The organism is Kyrpidia sp. (assembly GCF_023512215.1).
Taxonomy (GTDB): Bacteria; Bacillota; Bacilli; order Kyrpidiales; family Kyrpidiaceae; genus Kyrpidia; species Kyrpidia spormannii.
Genome location: NZ_JAILZZ010000022.1, coordinates 25,807 through 44,535, shown reverse-complemented (window position 1 = coordinate 44,535; position 18,729 = coordinate 25,807). Strand labels below are relative to the sequence as shown.

Below are 18,729 nucleotides of genomic sequence, written 5' to 3'. Positions count from 1 at the left end.
TTCTCGCCCTCCTTCGACAGCCAGCAGGTGTTGAGCAGCGGTGCCTCCCCGCCGCAATGCGGGCAGGTTACTTGGCGGCAATACAAGTAATCGACAACCTCGTCTCTATCAAATTCCCACTGTTGCTCCACAGACCCTTTAAGGTGGTTCTGCAATAGCATCCGCTCGTACTCGGGTAAGGGCGAATGATCAGGAAAGACCCGCCCTAGTTTGTCGTCGAGTGTCCTGACCAGGAGATTTCCCCATTTTTCTACATCGGTTGCAAGGTCTGGGCCGTATCGGACAGGATAATCAAGAGTTGCGTTAAGAATAACACAAGCCACCGGATTTAGGTCATTTACAATTACCTTGGTCCCGAGCCTTAATGCTTCAAAAGGAATCGACCCTCCCCCAGCTGTCGGATCAAAGACTGTTAAACCTTCCTGCACAGGCACTGGATGAGAACCATAAGCCCGTTCATATCCATAGAGATCTTCTTTATCCCAGCTAAAATCTGGACCAAGGACTTTTCTGACTCGGTCTGACTTTCGAAACTCTATACGCTCGTTAACATGAGCAGGATCAGCCGCCACTCGCCTCACGGGCAGGCGCCCGCCCAGAAGCCAAGGTTTTGGCAGAGGCTGAGATTCTCTCTCCCAGCGAAGGACAACAGGGTGATTGGCAAGCTGTGGGTCAGCGGAGGAAAGTTTCTGGATTACTCGCCGATTCTTCTCCCGCCGCTTTTCCTCCGCCTCAAGAGCTTTCATGACTTTATCGTCTATGACCAACCATTCCTCCAAACCCTCGCGCTGTACCTGCTCCCGCAATGGTCCCGTGAGCGTCCACGGCTCCCCGTTGACCATCGCCTGCACCTTCTCGATCCCGAGCTGGCGCAAGAACCAGTCCGGATCGGTGCCCGCCGGCAACAAAGACGCCAGAATCGCCGCCCGGCTCGGAGTGAGGGGCCGCCTCGCCCACCAGACGTGGAGTCGGTGGGTGGGCGGTGCTTTCCCTGTATCGCGCTCCCTCTGGGTCTCCGCCCCCACCTGATGGCACGGAAAACCCGCTTCGATCAATCGCCGATCCGTACCCGTCACAACCTTCGCCACAACCGATAACCTCTCTTTGCCTCATCTTCGCAGTTGCTGCAACATGGACTGGATACCTTTATCCCCCGGCTGTCCCCCGAGCATGATGCGCATACCCGCCAAGGCCCACCTGTTCGGCCCTTCACCGAACTGGGTGGCCCGGGTGAGCCAGTACGCCGCCTCCTCACGGGTGAACCGCTCCACCCGCCAGGCGATCAACTCCACCCGGTCCATATCCGACACCCGCTCCTGCAGTTTAAAAATGAGAGCTAATTTTTCCCCGGCTTCGGAATCGAGGGGAAGATTTCCCCGAAACCAAATCCGCCCATTCCCGAGATACCGGTGCAATTCCAGGGGAATCCCCGAGGCGTCACACACCTTGACGAGGATCTCCCGAACAACCGGAAGGATGCGGCGAAGCGGCTGGCCGTAGATCAACCCCCGCTCTTTCAGCACATAGTGATAGGTGGCCGAAGCCCCATCTTGCCCACCGCTCCACACCCGCACCCTCTCTTTGACCACCAGGACGGGCACGGGCTTGTCCTTGTGCTCCGTCACCCGCAGCACCCAGGGTGACTGAGGCACGAGGGGGAGCACCCGGCCGGTATAATCCGCCTGCACCGCAGTCTTGTCGTCAGATTTTCGAGATGACATCGACTCGCCTCTCATCATGAACGCTTCAGCTCTTGCAAAAAGGGACACTCCTCGTCCGGCCGCCGCACCTTCAGGTACACCGCCGTGCCCGCACCGTCGTTCGCGACACCGGCCAACACCTCAAACAACTCGCCCAGTTCCCGCATGTCTTCGGGACCGGCGTTCGTCAACTCTAAACGCAGGCGGCCTCCGTGGGGCAACTCCAAACCTGTGATGTCAAGCTCATCCAAAGTGGTTTTGGCCCCTTTATTGAACAAACTGCCCAGCCGTCTCAACAATGGGAGAAACCGGTCCGCCCCTTCCCTCCCGTCCAGCGTAAACTCCTGGGGTGGGGTTTCAATCAGCCCCCGCCGTAACACTTCAGACCTGGAGACCAGCTCGTCGGATGGCTGGAGTTCATAATAGATCGCTCGTTCCGGGGGGATCACTTCCGCTTTTCCGCCCGGCACCGGGGAGACGTGAACAATGAACACCGCTCTCTCTCGGACAAGATCCGCGAGGACCTGGGGAAAATCACCGTGCGAAAGGATGTCCGTCTGATCTCCGTGGCGGTTTTGGAGGTCGGCCACCGTAACGGAACCCTGGTCTTCCACCAGTTTGCGAACTTCCCGGCGCAAATCCACAGGGTCGATCGGCCTCTCACCTTTCCAGCCCCGTTGTCTGGCCCCCTGCAACGTCACAAGCGCATAGCCCGGCTCCCGGAGGTCCAGCCCCAAGGGCATATCCACATCCTGATCATAGAACTCTTCCGGCCGCTCGGCCTCCTGCGCCCCCATCCGGTACAGACACCACTGGCCAGTCTGAACCCCCAGACGGACGATCTGATCCACCATCCCGGAGTTTTCAAGAATTGGCCACCCCCGCAAACACTGGAAGTTGCGCCGCAGATCAGAGACGGACACTGTGTCGCCATGCTCGAAAAATAAAGGGCGAAACTGAGGCAACAAGTCTGTCGAGTCCAACCTGTCCTCAGTGATGAGCTTCATTGCGTCCACCAGGATCTTCCGAATCTCTTCAAGGAAGGGGAAGCCCTTTTCTCCCCCCGCCGTCTTAATGTCGTGACAAATGATCTTCCCAGTAAGGGTATCGCTGTAATACAGGCGGGTATATGCGCCCGACACCGCCGCTTGTAGAGCTTGTTCCCGTTCTGCGCGACGCTTTTTAAAATCGGACTCATCGAGGCGCCTGGGATTGACGCCGTAACTCTGGGGCTTGTCCGCCAGAATCTGCATCGCCTTCAGTTGCCGGGCCAGGGTCTCAAGGTGTTGACGCGTCTCCGCACCCCGGGTGGGAAACAGATTCTGTTGCTCGCTTTCATGGAGCACAGCTACCGTTTCAGGTACCAACAAAAAGATGAGATTCTGTTGTTCCCGGGGCCGGTGCGCTCCTGCCGTGGTCACCATGGCAAGAAGGTCCACGCTCTCCGCCGTCAGGGACACCACCCCGAGCATCGGCCGGCCTTTGCCGTCCGGCAGGTCCTCTGGCAGGGACACATCGTGCTGAATTTGGAACAAGGGCGAATGACCGCCGATGATCTTTCGCACTGTGTCGTGGAGCAGATCCTCCACCTGTCTGGCCTGTACCGTCCGCCGAATCCGCGCCAGGACGCTGTTGATCGTCGGCTCCTCGCTGGCATAATACCGTCCCTGCTCAAAGCGGAGATAAAAGGCGCTTTCTTGGATCTCTTCCAGCGCCGTCCGCACCTGAGGAGGAGTCAGCCCCGGAAACGACACGTCAAACAGGGCCTCGGGCTCTGTGATTCCGAAGATCCTGGAATTCAGGCCCTCGTTTCGACCCACCAGGCTGTGCAGGAACACCGTTTTCCAAGTGTATTCGTACAGTGGATAGCCCTCCGGATGCGGGTTGCGCCGGTCGGCCAATTGGGCGTTGCTCATCCCGCCTTCTAACGACTGGGTGTCCACGCTGCCGACATCGGTATTAAGGATGTAGAGGAGGTCCGAACTGCCGGTACGCCCAAGAATTTCGTTGACCACCCGATCGGAGCGCATGTCCAAGTGACATGTGTGGATCATTGGTACCGCTTGGTGATTCATCCACAAACTGCGCACCACGAGAGACAATACCCGCAACACGCCCCGGGTTCCTTGGAAATGCTCGGCACTGGCGAGTTTCTTGTTCAAGAAGTCCACCAGGGTGGGGTGAAAAGGGTAATGGGCCACCATCCTGGCGCGAAACCCGTCGTGAATGGCCTCGTCCGGGAGGTAGCTCGAGTTTCGCCGATACATGTGCATATACTCGTCCGCCACCGACTCCGCCGCCTGGCGGTCGATGGACACAAAAAGCCGCTTGGCAAACACCGAGGAGATCTCCGCAGCCATCACCGGGGTGATCTGCACGGCATCCCGGGCCACGACGCTGGCGACTCCCCGAACCGCCTGCTCCCCCAGGCTCAGGGCATCGTCCTCACTGATCTCTTCGCCCCGAACTTGACCCACCAATTGCGCCAAGCGCGCCGTCTGCCTGGCGAAAGCATCCGCCGCGCTGGCCAGGGTAAGGACAATGGAGATCCCGGAGTGGTTCCGGGCATATCCGTGCAAAGACATCAGAAAGGCCGCCAGTTGACCCGAGGCGTCCGGCCGAGCCGCCTCCAGCCTGGCCGCATACTGGGCAAGCTCGTCCAACATGATGAGCGCTTTGCGCCCGCCAAATACTCTTTCAAAATATGTACGACCGGGTGCCGCGTAGGAACCGGCCTCTTCCTCCACTTCTTCGTAGAGGGCCGGACCCCCGATTTGATACGCGATCTCCCCCCACAATGTGTAGGGAACCAGATCATCGCCTTTGGGCCGGTGGACGGGAATCTCGTCCCCGGCCACCCCCACCACCGCCACCGTTCCCGGCTCGGGCAGGAGTCCTGGATCCAGAATGCCCTGCACTGCTTCTTTGAGCTCCGTGCCTCTGAAGGCAATGTGCGCACACGCAATGAGGGTATGGGTTTTGCCGCCGCCAAAGGCGGTTTCGAGCCGATGAATGGCCGGGGCCATGCGGTCGCCGGCGATGCGGCTAAAAATCTCTGTCAGGGCCTGGCGCAGCCCTTGGGTGGGATAGGTGGCCTCCCGGAAGAAAAGTTCCGCATGGGTGTACAGAGGATCGATCGTCTCCCGGCCTTCGTGATAATAGGCCATGATGGGACTGAGGGATGCGGTAAACACCTCGGGATTGAAAGAACCTGCAAGAAGTTCCGGCCGCGGCCGACAGGTGTCCAAGACCGATACCATGCATAAGCCCCCTTTTAAACGTACCGCCGTTCTTCCCGGTGCCCCGCAGACGGCGACAACAGACGACGCCCCGGAGAAACTGGGGGTTTTCCTTTAGTATAACGTGTAATTTTTCCCTAGGATATACCGTCATCTGAATTTCCGCGGCATGCCCCTGAGCCCAGTTTTACCTGCTCCGCTATCTTCCCCCAAGTCCACGCCCCCAAAAAATCTTCTGCGAATCTTTATTCGCTGACAAGCAGGGTTCAGCGTCCTCTTGATACACTGAATGATGGGGGACATCCAGGGCAGCCCGTTCACCTGCCATCGCCGGAGCGGCACTTTGTCTGTCCGGGGCCAGCTCCGCCGTTTGATGGGGCTAGCAGCTCGTGTGGAAAGGAGTCGATTCCCGTGTTCATTGTCCATCGTCATCACCTGAAGTCGGACACCTTCCGGCGGGTGGCTCGAATTTTGGACCGGGCCGGATCGGATGCCGAACTGGAGAAGGCCCTGCGGGATGTCATGTTCCAAGTATCCCGGGCCACCGCCCGCCGCCTGCCGGGGAAATTCGCCGTACGGCGCTTTCGGATCGGCCGACTCCGCGTGTCCTACGACGCCTCGGTGGATGCCTACTCAATTCAGTTCGATCCTGGCCGGGAACCGGTTCGGGTCTCCACGCGGTATCATTGTGTTCCTTTAAAACATTTTTGGCTGGCCAATGCGGTATACGACGAGAGCGGCCACCTCTTCGCCCTGGAGCTCATGGGCAACCCCGGCGCCGAAACCCCAGTCCCCCTCGCGCCGGGAAGCCGGCCCTCGTGAGCGGGTGGGGCCACCCGCCTGGGCCTCTGGCCGAGGCCATCGGCCGGGGCTCCGGCCCCCTCCTCTCCCATTGCCGAATTTTTAAACAGCCACCACTCAATCTTAACAAAACCTATGCTATGCTTATTTTATCATGAGAATATCGGGGGGAGTGGACATGAGCAATCTGGGTGCAAAATTGTCCCGATGGGCAAGGAAGCTCCATGTGCCCCTCAATTCGAAAGACGCGGCCACAGATCCCCGGATCCCGGAGTTGCTCCGTGAAGGCCGGTGGATCGGCATGATATACTTTGACCTCGTGGATTTTGAACTCACCGAACAGATCTATGGCACCCTCTACTGCCGACAGGTGCTCACCGCCCTCGACGAGTTGATCAACGAGCGGGTGGAGGAGCTTCTGGCTCCCCACCGGGTACTCGAAATCAGCCGGCGGGGGGACGATTTGGTCGTCTATTTTCACGCGACAAACTCACCGCCGCCCTCGGGACCGGAACTCTCCCGGACGGCGGAGCAACTCAGAGAAAGGCTGGGCACTGAACTGAGCGCCCGGTGCAAGCACCTCATTCCCACCGGCTTGAATTTTCATGTGGGCTTCAGTCTCATCGAACCAGACGACGACACCCGGGGGAACGCCGAGCGGGCCCTGTACAAGGCTTATAAAGAGGCAGTGCTCGTCGCCAAAAACCAGGTGGACGCCTTAGAAATGGAAAGGCGCCGGGATTTTACCGACCTGCTGCTGAACGAGGCGATCCACATGGTGTACCAGCCCATCCTTCGAATGGACTCGGGGCGAATCATCGGGTATGAGGCTCTCTGCCGGGGACCGGAGAACTCCTTTTTCACCTCCCCCCTCAACCTGTTCGGCTATGCGGAAAAGACGAATCACCTCTACGCCCTGGAGCGGATCGCCCGAAAGAAGGCCCTGGCCGGGCTGAACGAGCTTTCCGGCTCCATGTTGTTCCTCAATATCAACCCCAAAGTGGTCCATGACCCGACCTTCCGCGCCGACGAAATCCGTGACCACCTGCACGAACTCGGGGCCACTCCGGATCGCGTCGTATTCGAAATCACCGAACGAACGGGCATCGAGGATTTTCGGAGCTTTCGCAAATCTCTGGAATACTATCGCCAGCATGGGTTCAAGGTGGCGGTGGACGACGCCGGGGCGGGATATTCGAGCCTTCAGGCTGTGGCCGAACTGCAGCCGGATTTCATCAAAATCGACCAATCCCTGATCCGGGACATTGATCAGAACGCCACCAAGCGCATCCTGGTGGAGACCTTTCTCACCTTTGGCGAAAAAACCGGCGGCCGCATCATCGCCGAAGGGATCGAAACCGCCGCCGAATTGGCTACCCTACAGGGGCTGGGAGTGCCTTTTGGCCAGGGGTTCTTCCTCGCCCTCCCGGCTTATCCCCCGCCCCCCGTCGATGCGGCGGCCGCCCGACTGATGAAAGAAAACGATACACAATCCGTCCGGGACCGAAACTCCCGACTTGGCCGCATCGTTCCCGTCGGGGGCATCAGCCAAGGGGTGACCACTATGAACATACATACCGTCACCAAAGATGTTGTGGATTTTTTCACCGGACACCCCCAGGTGGAGGGGGTTGCCGTGTTGGGAGACGATCACCGGCCCGCGGGACTCATCATGCGGGACAAGCTGTTCAACCAACTGGGCACCCAGTTCGGTTTTGCCGTTTACACCGAGCGGCCCATCTACCTCGTCATGGATCCCCAGGCTCTCATCGTGGAAAACGACACCCCGGTGGAGGTGGTCAGCCAGCTAGCGATGGCCCGGCCGGACCACAAGGTCTACGATTCGATCATCGTGACGAAAAATGGGATTTACCACGGCCTGGTGTCGGTGCGTCAGCTTCTGGACGCCATCACCGGCATCCAGGTGGAGGCGGCCCGTTTCGCCAACCCCCTCACCGGCCTCCCGGGCAACCGCCTCATCGAAGAAGAGCTTCTAAGCCGGCTCGGCGGCGGACAGCCCTTTAGCGTCATTTACACCGACCTGGATCATTTTAAGGGGTTCAACGACCGCTACGGCTTTGAGCGGGGGGATCAGGCCATCAAAATGACAGCATCGATTCTCACCGAGCAGGTCAGCCGTTTGGGCCGGCCCGACGACCTGGTGGGGCACATCGGCGGCGATGATTTTATTGTGGTCACCCGCCCGGAGGTGTCTGAGGCGATCTGCCGGGGCGTCATCGAAGCCTTTGACGAGAGGGTGCCGGAACTGTACGACCCCGAAGACCGGAAGCGGGGCTACATCGACTCCCGGGACCGCCAGGACCGGCCCGTTCGCCTGCCCCTCATGACCGTCTCCTTGGCGCTCATCGATTGCCACCCCGGCCACTACCAGAGCCCGGAGGAGTTATCCCGGATCGCCGCGGGGTTGAAAAAATACGCCAAATCCATGGAGGGAAGTGTCTTCGTGAAAGAGCGCCGCCACCGGCCGAGTTAGGACGCCGCGCTTCGCCCTACGGCGCTCCGCCGTCCCCCCGCCCGGTGATGTAGTTCTCCGTCCGCCGATCTCGGGGCCGGATGAACACCTCGGGCGTCGATCCGTATTCGATCAACTCCCCTTGATACAAAAAGGCCGTATAATCCGAGACCCTCGCCGCCTGCTGCATATTGTGGGTGACGAGCACAATCGTGTACTTCTCCTTTAACTCCCGCATCAACCCCTCGATGCGGATCGTGGTGATGGGATCCAGGGCGGAACTCGGCTCGTCCATCAACAGGACCTCCGGCTCCACCGCCAGCGCCCGGGCGATGCACACCCGCTGCAACTGCCCGCTGGAAAGCCCCCCGGCCAGATCGTGCAGCCGATCTTTCACCTCATCCCATAGCCCCACCTGGCGCAGGCACGATTCCGCCTTCTCCTCCAGGAGCCTGCGATTTCGAACCCCGTTCAGGTATAGCCCGGCTACCACATTTTGAAAAATCGATAGGGTGGGAAAAATGTTCGGCGTCTGAAACACCATTCCCACCCGCCTGCGCACCTGGGCGGGACTCAGATTTTGATAAATATCCTCACCGTCGATGTACACATTTCCAGACACCCGGGCGCCGGGTACCACTTCATGCATGCGATTCAAACACCGAATGAACGTCGATTTCCCGCACCCCGAAGGCCCGATCACCGCCGTAATGGAATGAATCCTGACAGAAAGATAAATACCTTTTAACACCTGGTGGTCATCATACCACGCCTGGAGCCCCTCGACCCGCAGCTTCGAGGGAGCCGGTTGAAATGCCACGGCCATCGGCCCGTCACCTCCTGATTCTATACCCCGGGAGCAGGAGGCGCACCAGGAGCATCGGCAAGACGATGATCACGATGAGGACCAGCGCCCCGGTCCACGCCAGCCGGTGCCACGCCGCAAAAGGCGCCGCTGCATACCGGAAGATTTCCATGGGCAGGGAGGAGATCGGTTGCGTGAGGTCCAGGGAAAAATAGTTATTGTTCAGCGCCGTGAAAAAGAGAGGAACGGGGTCCCCGGCAATCCCCGCCACGGCCAGGGTAATCCCAATGCCCACCCCCCGCCCTGCCGAAGGGAGCACCACCCAAAGCACCGTGCGCCAATAGGGGATCCCCAAGGCCATGGTCGCCTCCCGCTGTCCCTCAGGCACCAGGCGCAGCATCTCTTCGGTGTTGCGCGCCACCACCGGAAGCATCACGATGGCCAACGCCAATCCCCCGGCCAGAGCGGAAAACGTCTCCATCTTCACGACCACCAGGGTGTAGATAAAAATCCCGGCGGTAATCGAAGGCATGCCGCTCAGCACGTCGGCGGTGAACCGAACGATTTGACCGAGTCTCCCCCGCCGGCCGAACTCCGAGAGAAAAATCCCCACCGCCACCCCCCAGGGCACGGCGATGGCGCAGGCCAGACCCACCAAGACCAGGCTGCCGGTAATGGCGTGGTACACCCCGCCCCCGGACATCCCCACGGGCGCCGGCAGTCGGGTGAAAAAATGCACGCTCAGCCCCGGGACGCCCTTCAGGAGAATGTAGCCCATCACGATCAGCAACACGGCGAGGAGAACTAAGGTGGCGGCCAGGCTGAGGCCGGTCATGAGCCGGCTGCACGCCTGGCGCCGGGCGTCCGCCGAGACCTGGATCCGGGGGGTCTCCCGCACCGCCGGGCCAGCCCATGGATCTACAGGCTCCATTGTTTGACCCTCCGGCTGATTTGATAGATGAGAAGACGCGCCAGCATGTTGATAAAGAGCGTCACCAGAAACAGGACGAGGGCGATGTGAATCAGCGCCGCCAGATGCAGCGGATCCACCGCCTCGGCAAACTCGTTAATGATCACGCTGGTCATGGTGTGGGCCGGGGCGAACAGCGACCATGCGATATCCGGTCGATTTCCGATCACCATGGTCACCGCCATCGTCTCCCCGATGGCTTTACCAAGACCCAGGGTAAAAGCTCCGACGATGCCCGTTCGGGCATAGGGAAGCACCGCCCGGCGAACCACCTCCCAGGGCGTCGCCCCGAGGGCGATCATCGCCTCCCGCTGCCCCGCCGGCACCACCTCCAGGACCTCCCGACACACCGCGGTAATCACCGGGGAAATCATGATCGCCAGGATCACCCCGGCGGCGAGCATCCCGATGCCCATCGTCGGCCCTTGAAAAAATGGCAGAAACCCCAAGCCCTGTTTGAGAGCAGGTTCCACGTAACTCCCCAGCCAGGGAGCCAAAATGAAGCTCCCCCACAGGCCGTAGATGACCCCGGGGACGGCCGCCAACAGGTCGACCAAAAACCCCAGGGCCGTCCTCAGCCTGCGGGGCGCGAACTCCGAGATGTAGATCGCTGCCCCCAGACTGGTCGGCCCGGCGATGAACAGGGCCAGGAGCGTAGAAACCAAGGTGCCGTAGATATAGGGCATGGCCCCGAATCGGTGGTGAACCGGATCCCACTCTCGGCCGATCAAAAAAGAGGCTCCAAAGGTCTGTACCGACGGCTCCGCCGAGCGCCAGATGAGCAGAGCCATTAGCACCACCAACACGATCAGCCCGAGGGCCGCCCCCGCCGTGATTCTCCAAAACCATCGATCGCACTGCTCGTGAATCGCGCCCTCCCCCTTTCACCAGCGCGGGGCCCAAGCTCCGCCCCGGCCCTCTTACGGCCCGGCGAGCAAGGGCTGCCCCTGCGCCGTCATGCTCTTCAACTTCTGCTCCACCTTGGACAGCACTTCCGGAGGCAAGGGGCCGTAGGCCAAGGGCGGCGCCATCCGCTCCCCGTCGTGGACCGCCCACCACAAAAACTTCGCCAAAGCCCGCCCCTTGTCCGGGTCCGCCTGCTCTTTGAAAACCAAGATGTACGTGAACCCCGCGATGGGGTACGCGTTCTCCCCCGGAGCGTTCACAATGGAGACCCGCAGATCGTCCGGCATGCTCGACGCCGCCCCGGCCGCCGCCGCCGTCGTGGTCTCAAGGCTTGGCGCCACGAACTTCCCGGCCCGATTCTGAATCAGGGCGTAGGGCAGATTGTTCAGCAAGGCGTAGGACAACTCCACATAACCGATCGCTCCGGTGGTGGACTGAAGCTGGCGAGACACCCCTTCACTGCCCTTCGCCCCCACCCCCACCGGCCAGTTCACCGACGTCCCCATCCCCACTTGTTCTTTCCAGGCCGGGCTGATTTTGCTCAAATAGTCCGTAAACATGTTCGTGGTACCGCTCCCGTCGCTCCGGTGCACCACGACGATGCTCTTAGACGGCAGCCTAAGACCGGGATTGAGCGCCACAATCCTAGGATCGTCCCATTTGGTGATCCGTCCCAGGAAAATATCAGCCAGCACGTCCGGAGAGAACTTGACCGGGTCCTTGATGCCGGGCAGATTGTAGGTGATGGACACAGCACCCAGCACCGTCGGGATATGTAAAATCTCCCCGGGCATCTTCTTGAGCATCTCGTCCGTCAAGGGCGCATCGCTGGCTCCAAAATCGATGACTCTCTTGCTAATCTGCTCGATTCCCCCGCCGCTGCCAATGGATTGATAGTTGATTCTGACATTCGGTGTCAGGCGACTGTACTCATCCATCCAACGAGAGTACAGCGGATACGGAAACGTGGCTCCGGCGCCGTTCAACAACACCGCTTTTCCGCCGGATCTGGGCAACGGCGCCCCTGCTGAACCGGACCCCGCCCCGGAACCCCCACAGCCCACGACCCACACCAGCCCCAGGAAAACTGACGCCATCAGCGCAACAAGTCTCCTTAACATCTCCCAGCCCTCCCCCATCTGACACTCAAGGGCAATCCGTCTCTCAGGGCATCTTGTCCGTTCGCAAGGGCCTCCGAACCACGTCCGAACCCTTCTGTTTTCTTGGATTGTACAACTTCTATGTTAAATAAAAATCATCCCTGGATTATAGATTCGCAAAGGGATAATGAGGGTTCGATGAACCTTTGACACCCGCCCGTTCACGAAATATTCAACAATCGGGCCAATCCCCCCGCTTGACTTTCGATTCACTTGTGAAAAGAATTAAATAATCGTGCATGTTCGCCATGCGACGATCATTTCGCGCAAAGGAGGTACGCCTGTGAAAGCCACGATTCGCGACGTGGATGTGACCCATCGCCGGGTGTTCGTTCGAGTCGACTACAATGTGCCGATGAAAGACGGGCAGATCACCGACGATACCCGGATCCGAGCCAGTCTGCCGACGCTTGAAGACCTGATTCAACGGGGGGCCAAACTGATCCTCGCGTCGCACCTCGGCCGACCCAAGGGTACGGCCGACCCCGCGTACAGCCTTGCGCCGGTCGCCGCCCACCTCTCTCGGCTTCTCCGCCGCCCGGTGGCCTTCCCGGGCCAAGTCGCCGGGCCAGAGGTCGCCGACTTCGCCCAGCGCATGCAGCCGGGGGAGGTCCTCCTGCTGGAGAACGTGCGGTTTCACCCGGGCGAAACCCGCAACGACCCGGAACTGGCCCGGTCCTGGGCCGATCTCGCCGAACTTTACGTGAGCGATGCCTTCGGAACGGCGCACCGCGCCCACGCTTCCACCGTGGGAGTGGCCGAACATCTGCCCGCCTACGCCGGGTACCTCATGGACAAAGAGATCACCGTGCTGTCCCGGGTGCTCGCGGCCCCCGAGCGCCCCTTTGTGGCCGTCATCGGCGGGGCCAAAATCAAGGACAAAATCGGCGTCATCGAAAGCTTGTTGCAGAAAGTGGACGTGCTTCTGCTCGGCGGCGGCCTTGCCAACACCTTTCTCGCGGCCAAGGGCTTTGACGTCGGGGCATCCCTCTACGAACCTGAACAAGTCGACGTGGCCCGCCGGCTGATCGAGCAGGCCGAATCCCGCGGAACCCACCTTCGTTTACCCGTGGATGTCGTCACCGCGCCGGCGCCAGAACCGGATGCACCCCGTGAGATCGTCGACATTTCCGCGATCCCGGGTAGTTCCCAGGCCCTGGACATCGGACCGAAAACGGTCGAACACTACCGGCGGGAGCTGATGAGTGCAAGGCTTATCCTCTGGAACGGGCCCATGGGCGTGTTCGAAGTCCCGCCCTTTGCCGAAGGTACCTACGCCGTGGCCCGGGCCGTGGCCGATTCGGAAGCGGAATCGGTGATCGGCGGCGGAGATTCCCTGGCCGCCATTGAGGGTGCAGGACTTGCCCGCCGGATTTCCCACCTGTCCACAGGCGGAGGCGCCACCCTCGAATTCCTGGAGGGAAAAATACTCCCGGGCGTCGCCGTTTTGCAGGACCGGGCGTGACCGGTGATGTCCGATGGAATACCTCAACCTTCGCAGACTGTACGTCTTTCAAACGGTCGCCAAACACCTGAGTTTCTCCCGGGCGGCCGACGAACTGTACCTGAGCCAACCCGCTGTCTCCCAACATATTCGACTATTAGAAGAATATTTTGACGTCGAGCTCTTTGAGCAGTCGGGGAAAAAAATCGTCCTGACCGAAGCCGGTCTGTACCTGAAGGACGCGGCCAACCAGCTGTTCAAGCAGCTCGAAGCCATCCATCAGACGGTGCGGGACATCCGCAGCCATCATATCGGCAGTCTGAAAATCGCCGCGGATACGACGGCCGGAGCCTTTGTCGTCCCCCCTTTTTTGCACCAGTTTCACGACCTGTATCCGCGGGTCAACATCAAACTCGATGTCGGCAATCGCAGTATGGTCTTGCAACGCCTGGTTCGCCGGGAGGTCGATCTCGCGGTGATGGGCTATCCCAGGGTACCCGCCAACCTGAACGCCGATCCGTTCAAAGACAACCCCCTGGTCGTCATCGCACCACCCGATCATCCCCTGACCCGGGAGGCGAACATTCCCCTGGATCGGCTCGTGGAGGAACCGTTTCTCATGCGGGAGCGCGGTTCGGGAACCCGAAGCACGGTGGAGATGTTCTTTGACAAACACGGCCTGGCGCCCCGTATCACTATGGAGCTCGGGAGTATCGCCGCCATCAAGGAGGCGGTGGCTTCGGGACTCGGGCTCTCCATCGTCTCCGAGGCGGCGGTGCGAACGGAACTGGAGGTGGGAAAACTCACAGTCCTCTCCGTCGACCATTTGCCGATCATGCGAAAATGGTATGTGGTGTATGCCGATGAACGCAGCCTCTCCCCATTCGCAAAAATTTTCCGTAATTTACTGCTTAATTCATAACCCTGGCCGCCGTATGGATAAAATTGGCCATTCCGACCTGTGTAACGAAGTTCTACCATCCGAGGAAGACATAAGCAACCACGTATCGTAGCATGCGAAAAGATCGATTGGCGTCTTAAAAAAGTGATTGCTATCATGGTAGCAATTCGGTTGTACCGCCACGTGGAACACCCGCCGGGAGTCGGCAGGGACCGGCCCCGCCGGGGTCGGGGCGACCCACCGGACCGGGCTCGGCGGGTGGGCCCCTGGGTACAGTCGATACCAACACAGACGGATGAAGGAGGCGAACACGTTTGCACGTCCATCCCAAAGCATCGTATCGGGAAGTGCTCGAAGACGCCAATGCCAAAGGATACGCGGTCGGCCAATTTAACCTCAACGGCCTGGAGTACCTCCAGGCCATCGTCGAAGTGGCCGAAGAAGAACGATCCCCGGTCATCCTCGGCGTGAGCGTCAGCTCGATGAAGTACATCGGCCTGCACTATTTGACCGCCCTGGCCGATGCGGCGAAACTCCGTGCCCGGGTTCCGGTCATCCTGCACCTCGATCACGGGCCGAATTTCGAAGTGGTCCAGCAGGCCATCCGGGGCGGGTTTGATTCGGTGATGTACGACGGCTCCGAGCACGAACTGGACCGGAATATCGCCGAAACGCGCCGGGTGGTGGACGCCGCCCACGCCGCGGGCGTGGACGTCGAAGGGGAGCTCGGGCAGATCGCCGGGACGGAGGACGAGGTGTCCGTGGACGAGCGGGAGGCGATGCTCGCCCGGGTCGACGATGCGATCCGCTTTGCGGAGGAGACGGGGATTGACGCCTTAGCCCCGGCCCTGGGGACGGCCCACGGCATGTATCGGACAGCACCGGAGATCGATTTTGGGCGCCTTGAGAACATTTTCGAAAAGACGAGAAAACCGATCGTCCTACACGGAGGATCCGGTGTCCCCGACGACGATGTCCGGCGGGCGATCTCTCTGGGAGTGGCGAAGATCAACGTCAACACGGAGGCCCAGATGGAATTTAACCGGATTGTTCGCGAAAAGCTCGATAATGATCCTAAATTGTACGACTCGCGCAAATATTTAGGTCCAGCAAGGGAAGCCGTGAAAGAGATCGTGCGGAAAAAGATTCGTCTGTTCGGCAGTCACAATCGATATTGATGACGCGCATTCCCGATCCGCGGCCAGGGCGCAGCGGCTGAACAATTTTTGATGTCAGGGGGGAGAGGCGATGCAGCGGAGACCCAAGGCCATTCTCATCGGGATCGCCGGCGATAGCGGAGCGGGAAAATCCACCTTTGTCGGAGAGTTGCGAGAGTTGATCGGTTCCGACCGCGTGATGACCATCTCCATCGACGACTACCATTCTTTGGATCGGCGGGAACGCAATCAAATCGGCGTCACCGCCCTCCACCCGTGGAAGGCGAACAACCTCGGCCTGCTCGTCGACCACGTTTGGCAGCTGAAGGCGGGCCGGACGATTCAAAAACCGATTTATGACCACAGCACGGGCACCATCGCCCCACCGGAGAATGTCACCCCCACAGACATCATCCTCTTGGAGGGGCTGCACATCCTCTACTTGGAAAAACTGCGGGAAGCTCTGGATCTAAAAATCTATTTTGACACCGACACCCGGTTGCGGGTGCGTTGGAAGGTGCGCCGGGACCGGGAAACCCGGGGTTACACCGAGGAGGAGGTCCTGGCGGAAATCGAGCGGCGCAGAACCGATGTTGTCCGGTATATCGAACCCCAGAAGGCCTGGGCCGACCTGGTCATTAAGTACGTACCGGATGACGACCGGGCTCCCACGGAAGATAACCCCGAGCCGATTAAAGTCCAGATCGCCGAACGCCTGCGCGGACCCAAACGGCGGTTGGTGAAATGGCTTTCCCTCGGTTCCAGGTTCGGATTGATCGAAGCGGTACACTATTACGAAAATATCGTCGGCGAGGAGATGGAGGTTGCCGATATCCAGGGCAAGACCGCACCGACCTCCATGAGCGCGCTGATGGAGATGATCAGCGACACGGCCCATCTCAAGGAAAAGATGAACGAGCGGGATTACGACCCCATTCGAGTCACCCAGTTTCTCGTTGCGAACATGATCATGGAGCTGGCTTACGGGCGGCAAGGCATCCAAGGAGCATGGGCGAATTGACCCACGAAAACTGACTCACAAAAGGACAGGAGGGTAAGCGAATGAGCATCCGAGTGGGGATCTCCGGGATGGGGAGGATCGGACGACTGGTGCTCCGGGCCTTGGACTCCCGGCCGGAGCTCGACGTCGTAGCGGTGAATGCGACGACCGACCCGGCGACCCTCGCCCATCTGATCAAATACGACAGTGTACACGGCCGGTTTCCCGGGGAAGTGGCGGCGGACGGCGACGGCATCCGCCTGAACGGCCGCTGGATTCGCGTCGTGTCCGACCGCGACCCGCTCCGTCTGCCCTGGGGCGAGCTCGGCGTCGAAATCGTGCTGGAGGCGACGGGCAAGTTCACCACCCGGGACGCGGCCGCGGCCCATCTGGAGGCCGGGGCACGGAAAGTGATCATCACCACCGCCGCCAAGTCTGACGATCTCATGGTGGTCTATGGCGTCAATCACGAACTGTATGATCCCGAAAAACACCACATCATCTCCAGCTCTTCCTGCACCACCAACTGCTTGGCCCCGATCATCGCCGTTCTCCAGGATGCCTTCGGGATTGTGGAAGGCGCCATGACGACGGTGCACAGCTTTACGGGCGACCAGCGCATCCTGGATAACCCGCACAAAGACCTTCGTCGGGCCCGGGCCGCCAGCCAGTCCATCGTGCCCACCACCACCGGGGCCGCCCGGGCGATCGGAAAGATTTTCCCAGAGCTGGCCGGCCGGTTAAATGGCGTGTCCATTCGGGTACCGACCCCGAACGTATCCCTGGTGGATTTGGTCGCGACCCTACAAGAGCCGGCTGACGAAGAAATGATCAACCATGTGTTCACCGAGGCCGCCCGGGGACGCCTTCAGGGCATTCTCCAGGTGTCCTTCGAGCCGCTGGTGTCATCGGACTATATCGGGGATGTCCACTCCTGCGTCGTCGATGCCCTTTCCACCATGCTCATCGGCGAGCGCACGGTCAAAATCCTCGGCTGGTATGACAACGAAATGGGCTTTGCCCATCGCATGGTCGACCTGATGGAGTATGTTGGACTGCGGAACAAAGTCGCTTATCCGGTGGGGGATCAGACATGACGAAACCCGAAGACGCCACCTTGTGGCAAAGTGGTCAGTTGCGGGCGCTCACCATGGAGATGGCCCGGGTGACCGAAGCGGCGGCCCTGGCCGCGGCGCGGTGGCTCGGCCGGGGGGATAAGTGGCATGCGGACGATGCGGCGACCAAAGCCATGCGGGAAGTGTTGCGGGAGATCGACATCGACGGCACGGTGGTCATCGGTGAAGGGGAACTCGATGAGGCCCCGATGCTCTATATCGGCGAACATGTCGGCAGCGGCGCGGGTCCCCGGGTGGACATCGCCGTAGACCCTTTGGAGGGAACGAACATCCTCGCCCGGGGGGAAGGCGGGGCGATCGCCGTGATCGCGGCCGCACCCCGAGGGGCACTGCTTCACGCCCCGGATATGTACATGGACAAAATCGCCGTTGGACCCCGGGCCCGGGGCCACGTCCACCTGGACGCCCCCGTCCGGGACAATATCCGGGCCGTGGCCAAAGCCCTCGACAAGCGGGTGGAAGATGTGGTGGTGGTTCTTCTCGATCGGCCGCGGAATGAGCACATCCTGGAGGAGATCCGCAACCTCGGCGCCCGGGCCCGCCTGATTCGGGACGGCGACGTCAGCCCGGCCCTCGCCACTTGTGACGAACGCTCCGGGGTCGACATGCTCCTCGGCCGGGGCGGGGCGCCGGAAGGCGTGATCAGCGCCGTGGCGCTTAAATGCCTGGGCGGGGATTTCCAGGGCCGCCTGGTGCCCCAACACGAGGAAGAGCTGGCCCGGATGGCATCCATGGGGATCCAGGACCCGGCGCGGGTGTTGATGCTGGAGGATCTGGTCAAGAGCGAAGATGCGCTCTTAGCGGCCACGGGCATCACCGATGGCGCCCTCCTGCAAGGCGTGCGCTTTCTGCCCGGGGAGACGGCTCTGACCCACACCATCGTCGCCCGGGCTTGGACCCGGACGGTGCGAGAGATTCACGGGCGCCATCACCTGCCGAGCAAGCCTACCCCCTATCGAGGCGAGCAGGACTCCCCGGCCGCGGGAATCCCCAAGGGCACGCCAACACCCGTGGAAGCTGGGGACGCATAAGCGGAC

The 18,729-nt window shown here is 60.6% G+C and carries 15 protein-coding genes; 8 read left to right on the top strand and 7 right to left on the bottom strand.

Annotated elements, in window-relative coordinates; genetic code table 11:
• The 3 genes from K6T64_RS09495 to K6T64_RS09485 all read right to left on the bottom strand — a co-directional run.
• Positions 1–1,088: DUF1156 domain-containing protein (locus K6T64_RS09495; protein ID WP_288009856.1), on the bottom strand; the 1,088-nt coding region annotated here is incomplete at its 3' end.
• A gap of 21 nt (positions 1,089–1,109) precedes the next feature.
• Positions 1,110–1,721 carry a DUF7680 family protein gene (locus tag K6T64_RS09490; RefSeq protein ID WP_288009854.1) on the bottom strand — a complete coding sequence of 204 codons (612 nt, stop codon included), beginning with the start codon at positions 1,719–1,721 and terminating at the stop codon, positions 1,110–1,112.
• A gap of 14 nt (positions 1,722–1,735) precedes the next feature.
• Positions 1,736–4,960 (bottom strand): ATP-binding protein, encoded by a 3,225-nt coding sequence (locus K6T64_RS09485; RefSeq protein ID WP_288009852.1) that lies wholly within the window; start codon positions 4,958–4,960, stop codon positions 1,736–1,738.
• A gap of 390 nt (positions 4,961–5,350) precedes the next feature.
• Between K6T64_RS09485 and K6T64_RS09480 the strand changes: the two genes are divergently transcribed.
• Positions 5,351–5,761 carry a hypothetical protein gene (locus tag K6T64_RS09480; protein ID WP_288009851.1) on the top strand — a complete coding sequence of 137 codons (411 nt, stop codon included), beginning with the start codon at positions 5,351–5,353 and terminating at the stop codon, positions 5,759–5,761.
• Positions 5,762–5,918: 157 nt separating this feature from the next.
• A complete protein-coding gene (locus K6T64_RS09475; protein ID WP_288009849.1) occupies positions 5,919–8,234 on the top strand; it encodes a GGDEF domain-containing protein in 2,316 nt (771 codons plus the stop codon).
• A 16-nt stretch (positions 8,235–8,250) separates the two neighbouring features.
• Here K6T64_RS09475 and pstB read toward each other — a convergent pair whose 3' ends face one another.
• The 4 genes from pstB to pstS form a co-directional block, all read right to left on the bottom strand.
• Positions 8,251–9,039: a phosphate ABC transporter ATP-binding protein PstB gene (pstB, locus tag K6T64_RS09470; RefSeq protein ID WP_288009846.1), complete on the bottom strand. Its 789-nt coding sequence runs from the start codon at positions 9,037–9,039 to the stop codon at positions 8,251–8,253.
• Between the two features lie 7 nt (positions 9,040–9,046).
• Positions 9,047–9,949: a phosphate ABC transporter permease PstA gene (pstA, locus tag K6T64_RS09465; protein WP_288009844.1), complete on the bottom strand. Its 903-nt coding sequence runs from the start codon at positions 9,947–9,949 to the stop codon at positions 9,047–9,049.
• On the bottom strand, positions 9,937–10,824 hold the full coding sequence (pstC, locus tag K6T64_RS09460) for a phosphate ABC transporter permease subunit PstC (RefSeq protein ID WP_288009859.1): 888 nt from the start codon (positions 10,822–10,824) through the stop codon (positions 9,937–9,939). Before pstC ends, pstA begins: the two co-directional genes overlap by 13 nt.
• 84 nt (positions 10,825–10,908) lie before the next feature.
• The gene (gene pstS, locus K6T64_RS09455) at positions 10,909–12,015 is read right to left on the bottom strand and encodes a phosphate ABC transporter substrate-binding protein PstS (RefSeq protein ID WP_288009842.1); all 1,107 of its coding nucleotides are present in this window, start codon (positions 12,013–12,015) and stop codon (positions 10,909–10,911) included.
• Positions 12,016–12,337: 322 nt separating this feature from the next.
• Between pstS and K6T64_RS09450 the strand changes: the two genes are divergently transcribed.
• The 6 genes from K6T64_RS09450 (at position 12,338) to glpX (ending at position 18,723) form a co-directional block, all read left to right on the top strand.
• Positions 12,338–13,519 (top strand): phosphoglycerate kinase, encoded by a 1,182-nt coding sequence (locus K6T64_RS09450; RefSeq protein ID WP_288009840.1) that lies wholly within the window; start codon positions 12,338–12,340, stop codon positions 13,517–13,519.
• Positions 13,520–13,532: 13 nt separating this feature from the next.
• Entirely contained in the window at positions 13,533–14,420 is an 888-nt protein-coding gene (locus K6T64_RS09445; protein ID WP_100668707.1) for a LysR substrate-binding domain-containing protein, read from the top strand.
• Between the two features lie 293 nt (positions 14,421–14,713).
• Positions 14,714–15,577: a class II fructose-1,6-bisphosphate aldolase gene (fba, locus tag K6T64_RS09440; RefSeq protein ID WP_100668708.1), complete on the top strand. Its 864-nt coding sequence runs from the start codon at positions 14,714–14,716 to the stop codon at positions 15,575–15,577.
• A gap of 70 nt (positions 15,578–15,647) precedes the next feature.
• Positions 15,648–16,577, top strand: coding sequence for a phosphoribulokinase (locus K6T64_RS09435; protein WP_100668709.1), 930 nt, complete (start codon positions 15,648–15,650; stop codon positions 16,575–16,577).
• 41 nt (positions 16,578–16,618) lie between these two features.
• Complete coding sequence (gene gap, locus K6T64_RS09430; RefSeq protein WP_288009836.1) at positions 16,619–17,653, top strand: type I glyceraldehyde-3-phosphate dehydrogenase; 1,035 nt, start codon at positions 16,619–16,621, stop codon at positions 17,651–17,653.
• A complete protein-coding gene (gene glpX / locus K6T64_RS09425; protein ID WP_288009834.1) occupies positions 17,650–18,723 on the top strand; it encodes a class II fructose-bisphosphatase in 1,074 nt (357 codons plus the stop codon). The genes gap and glpX overlap by 4 nt, the downstream gene beginning before the upstream one ends.
• Positions 18,724–18,729 lie beyond the last annotated feature (6 nt).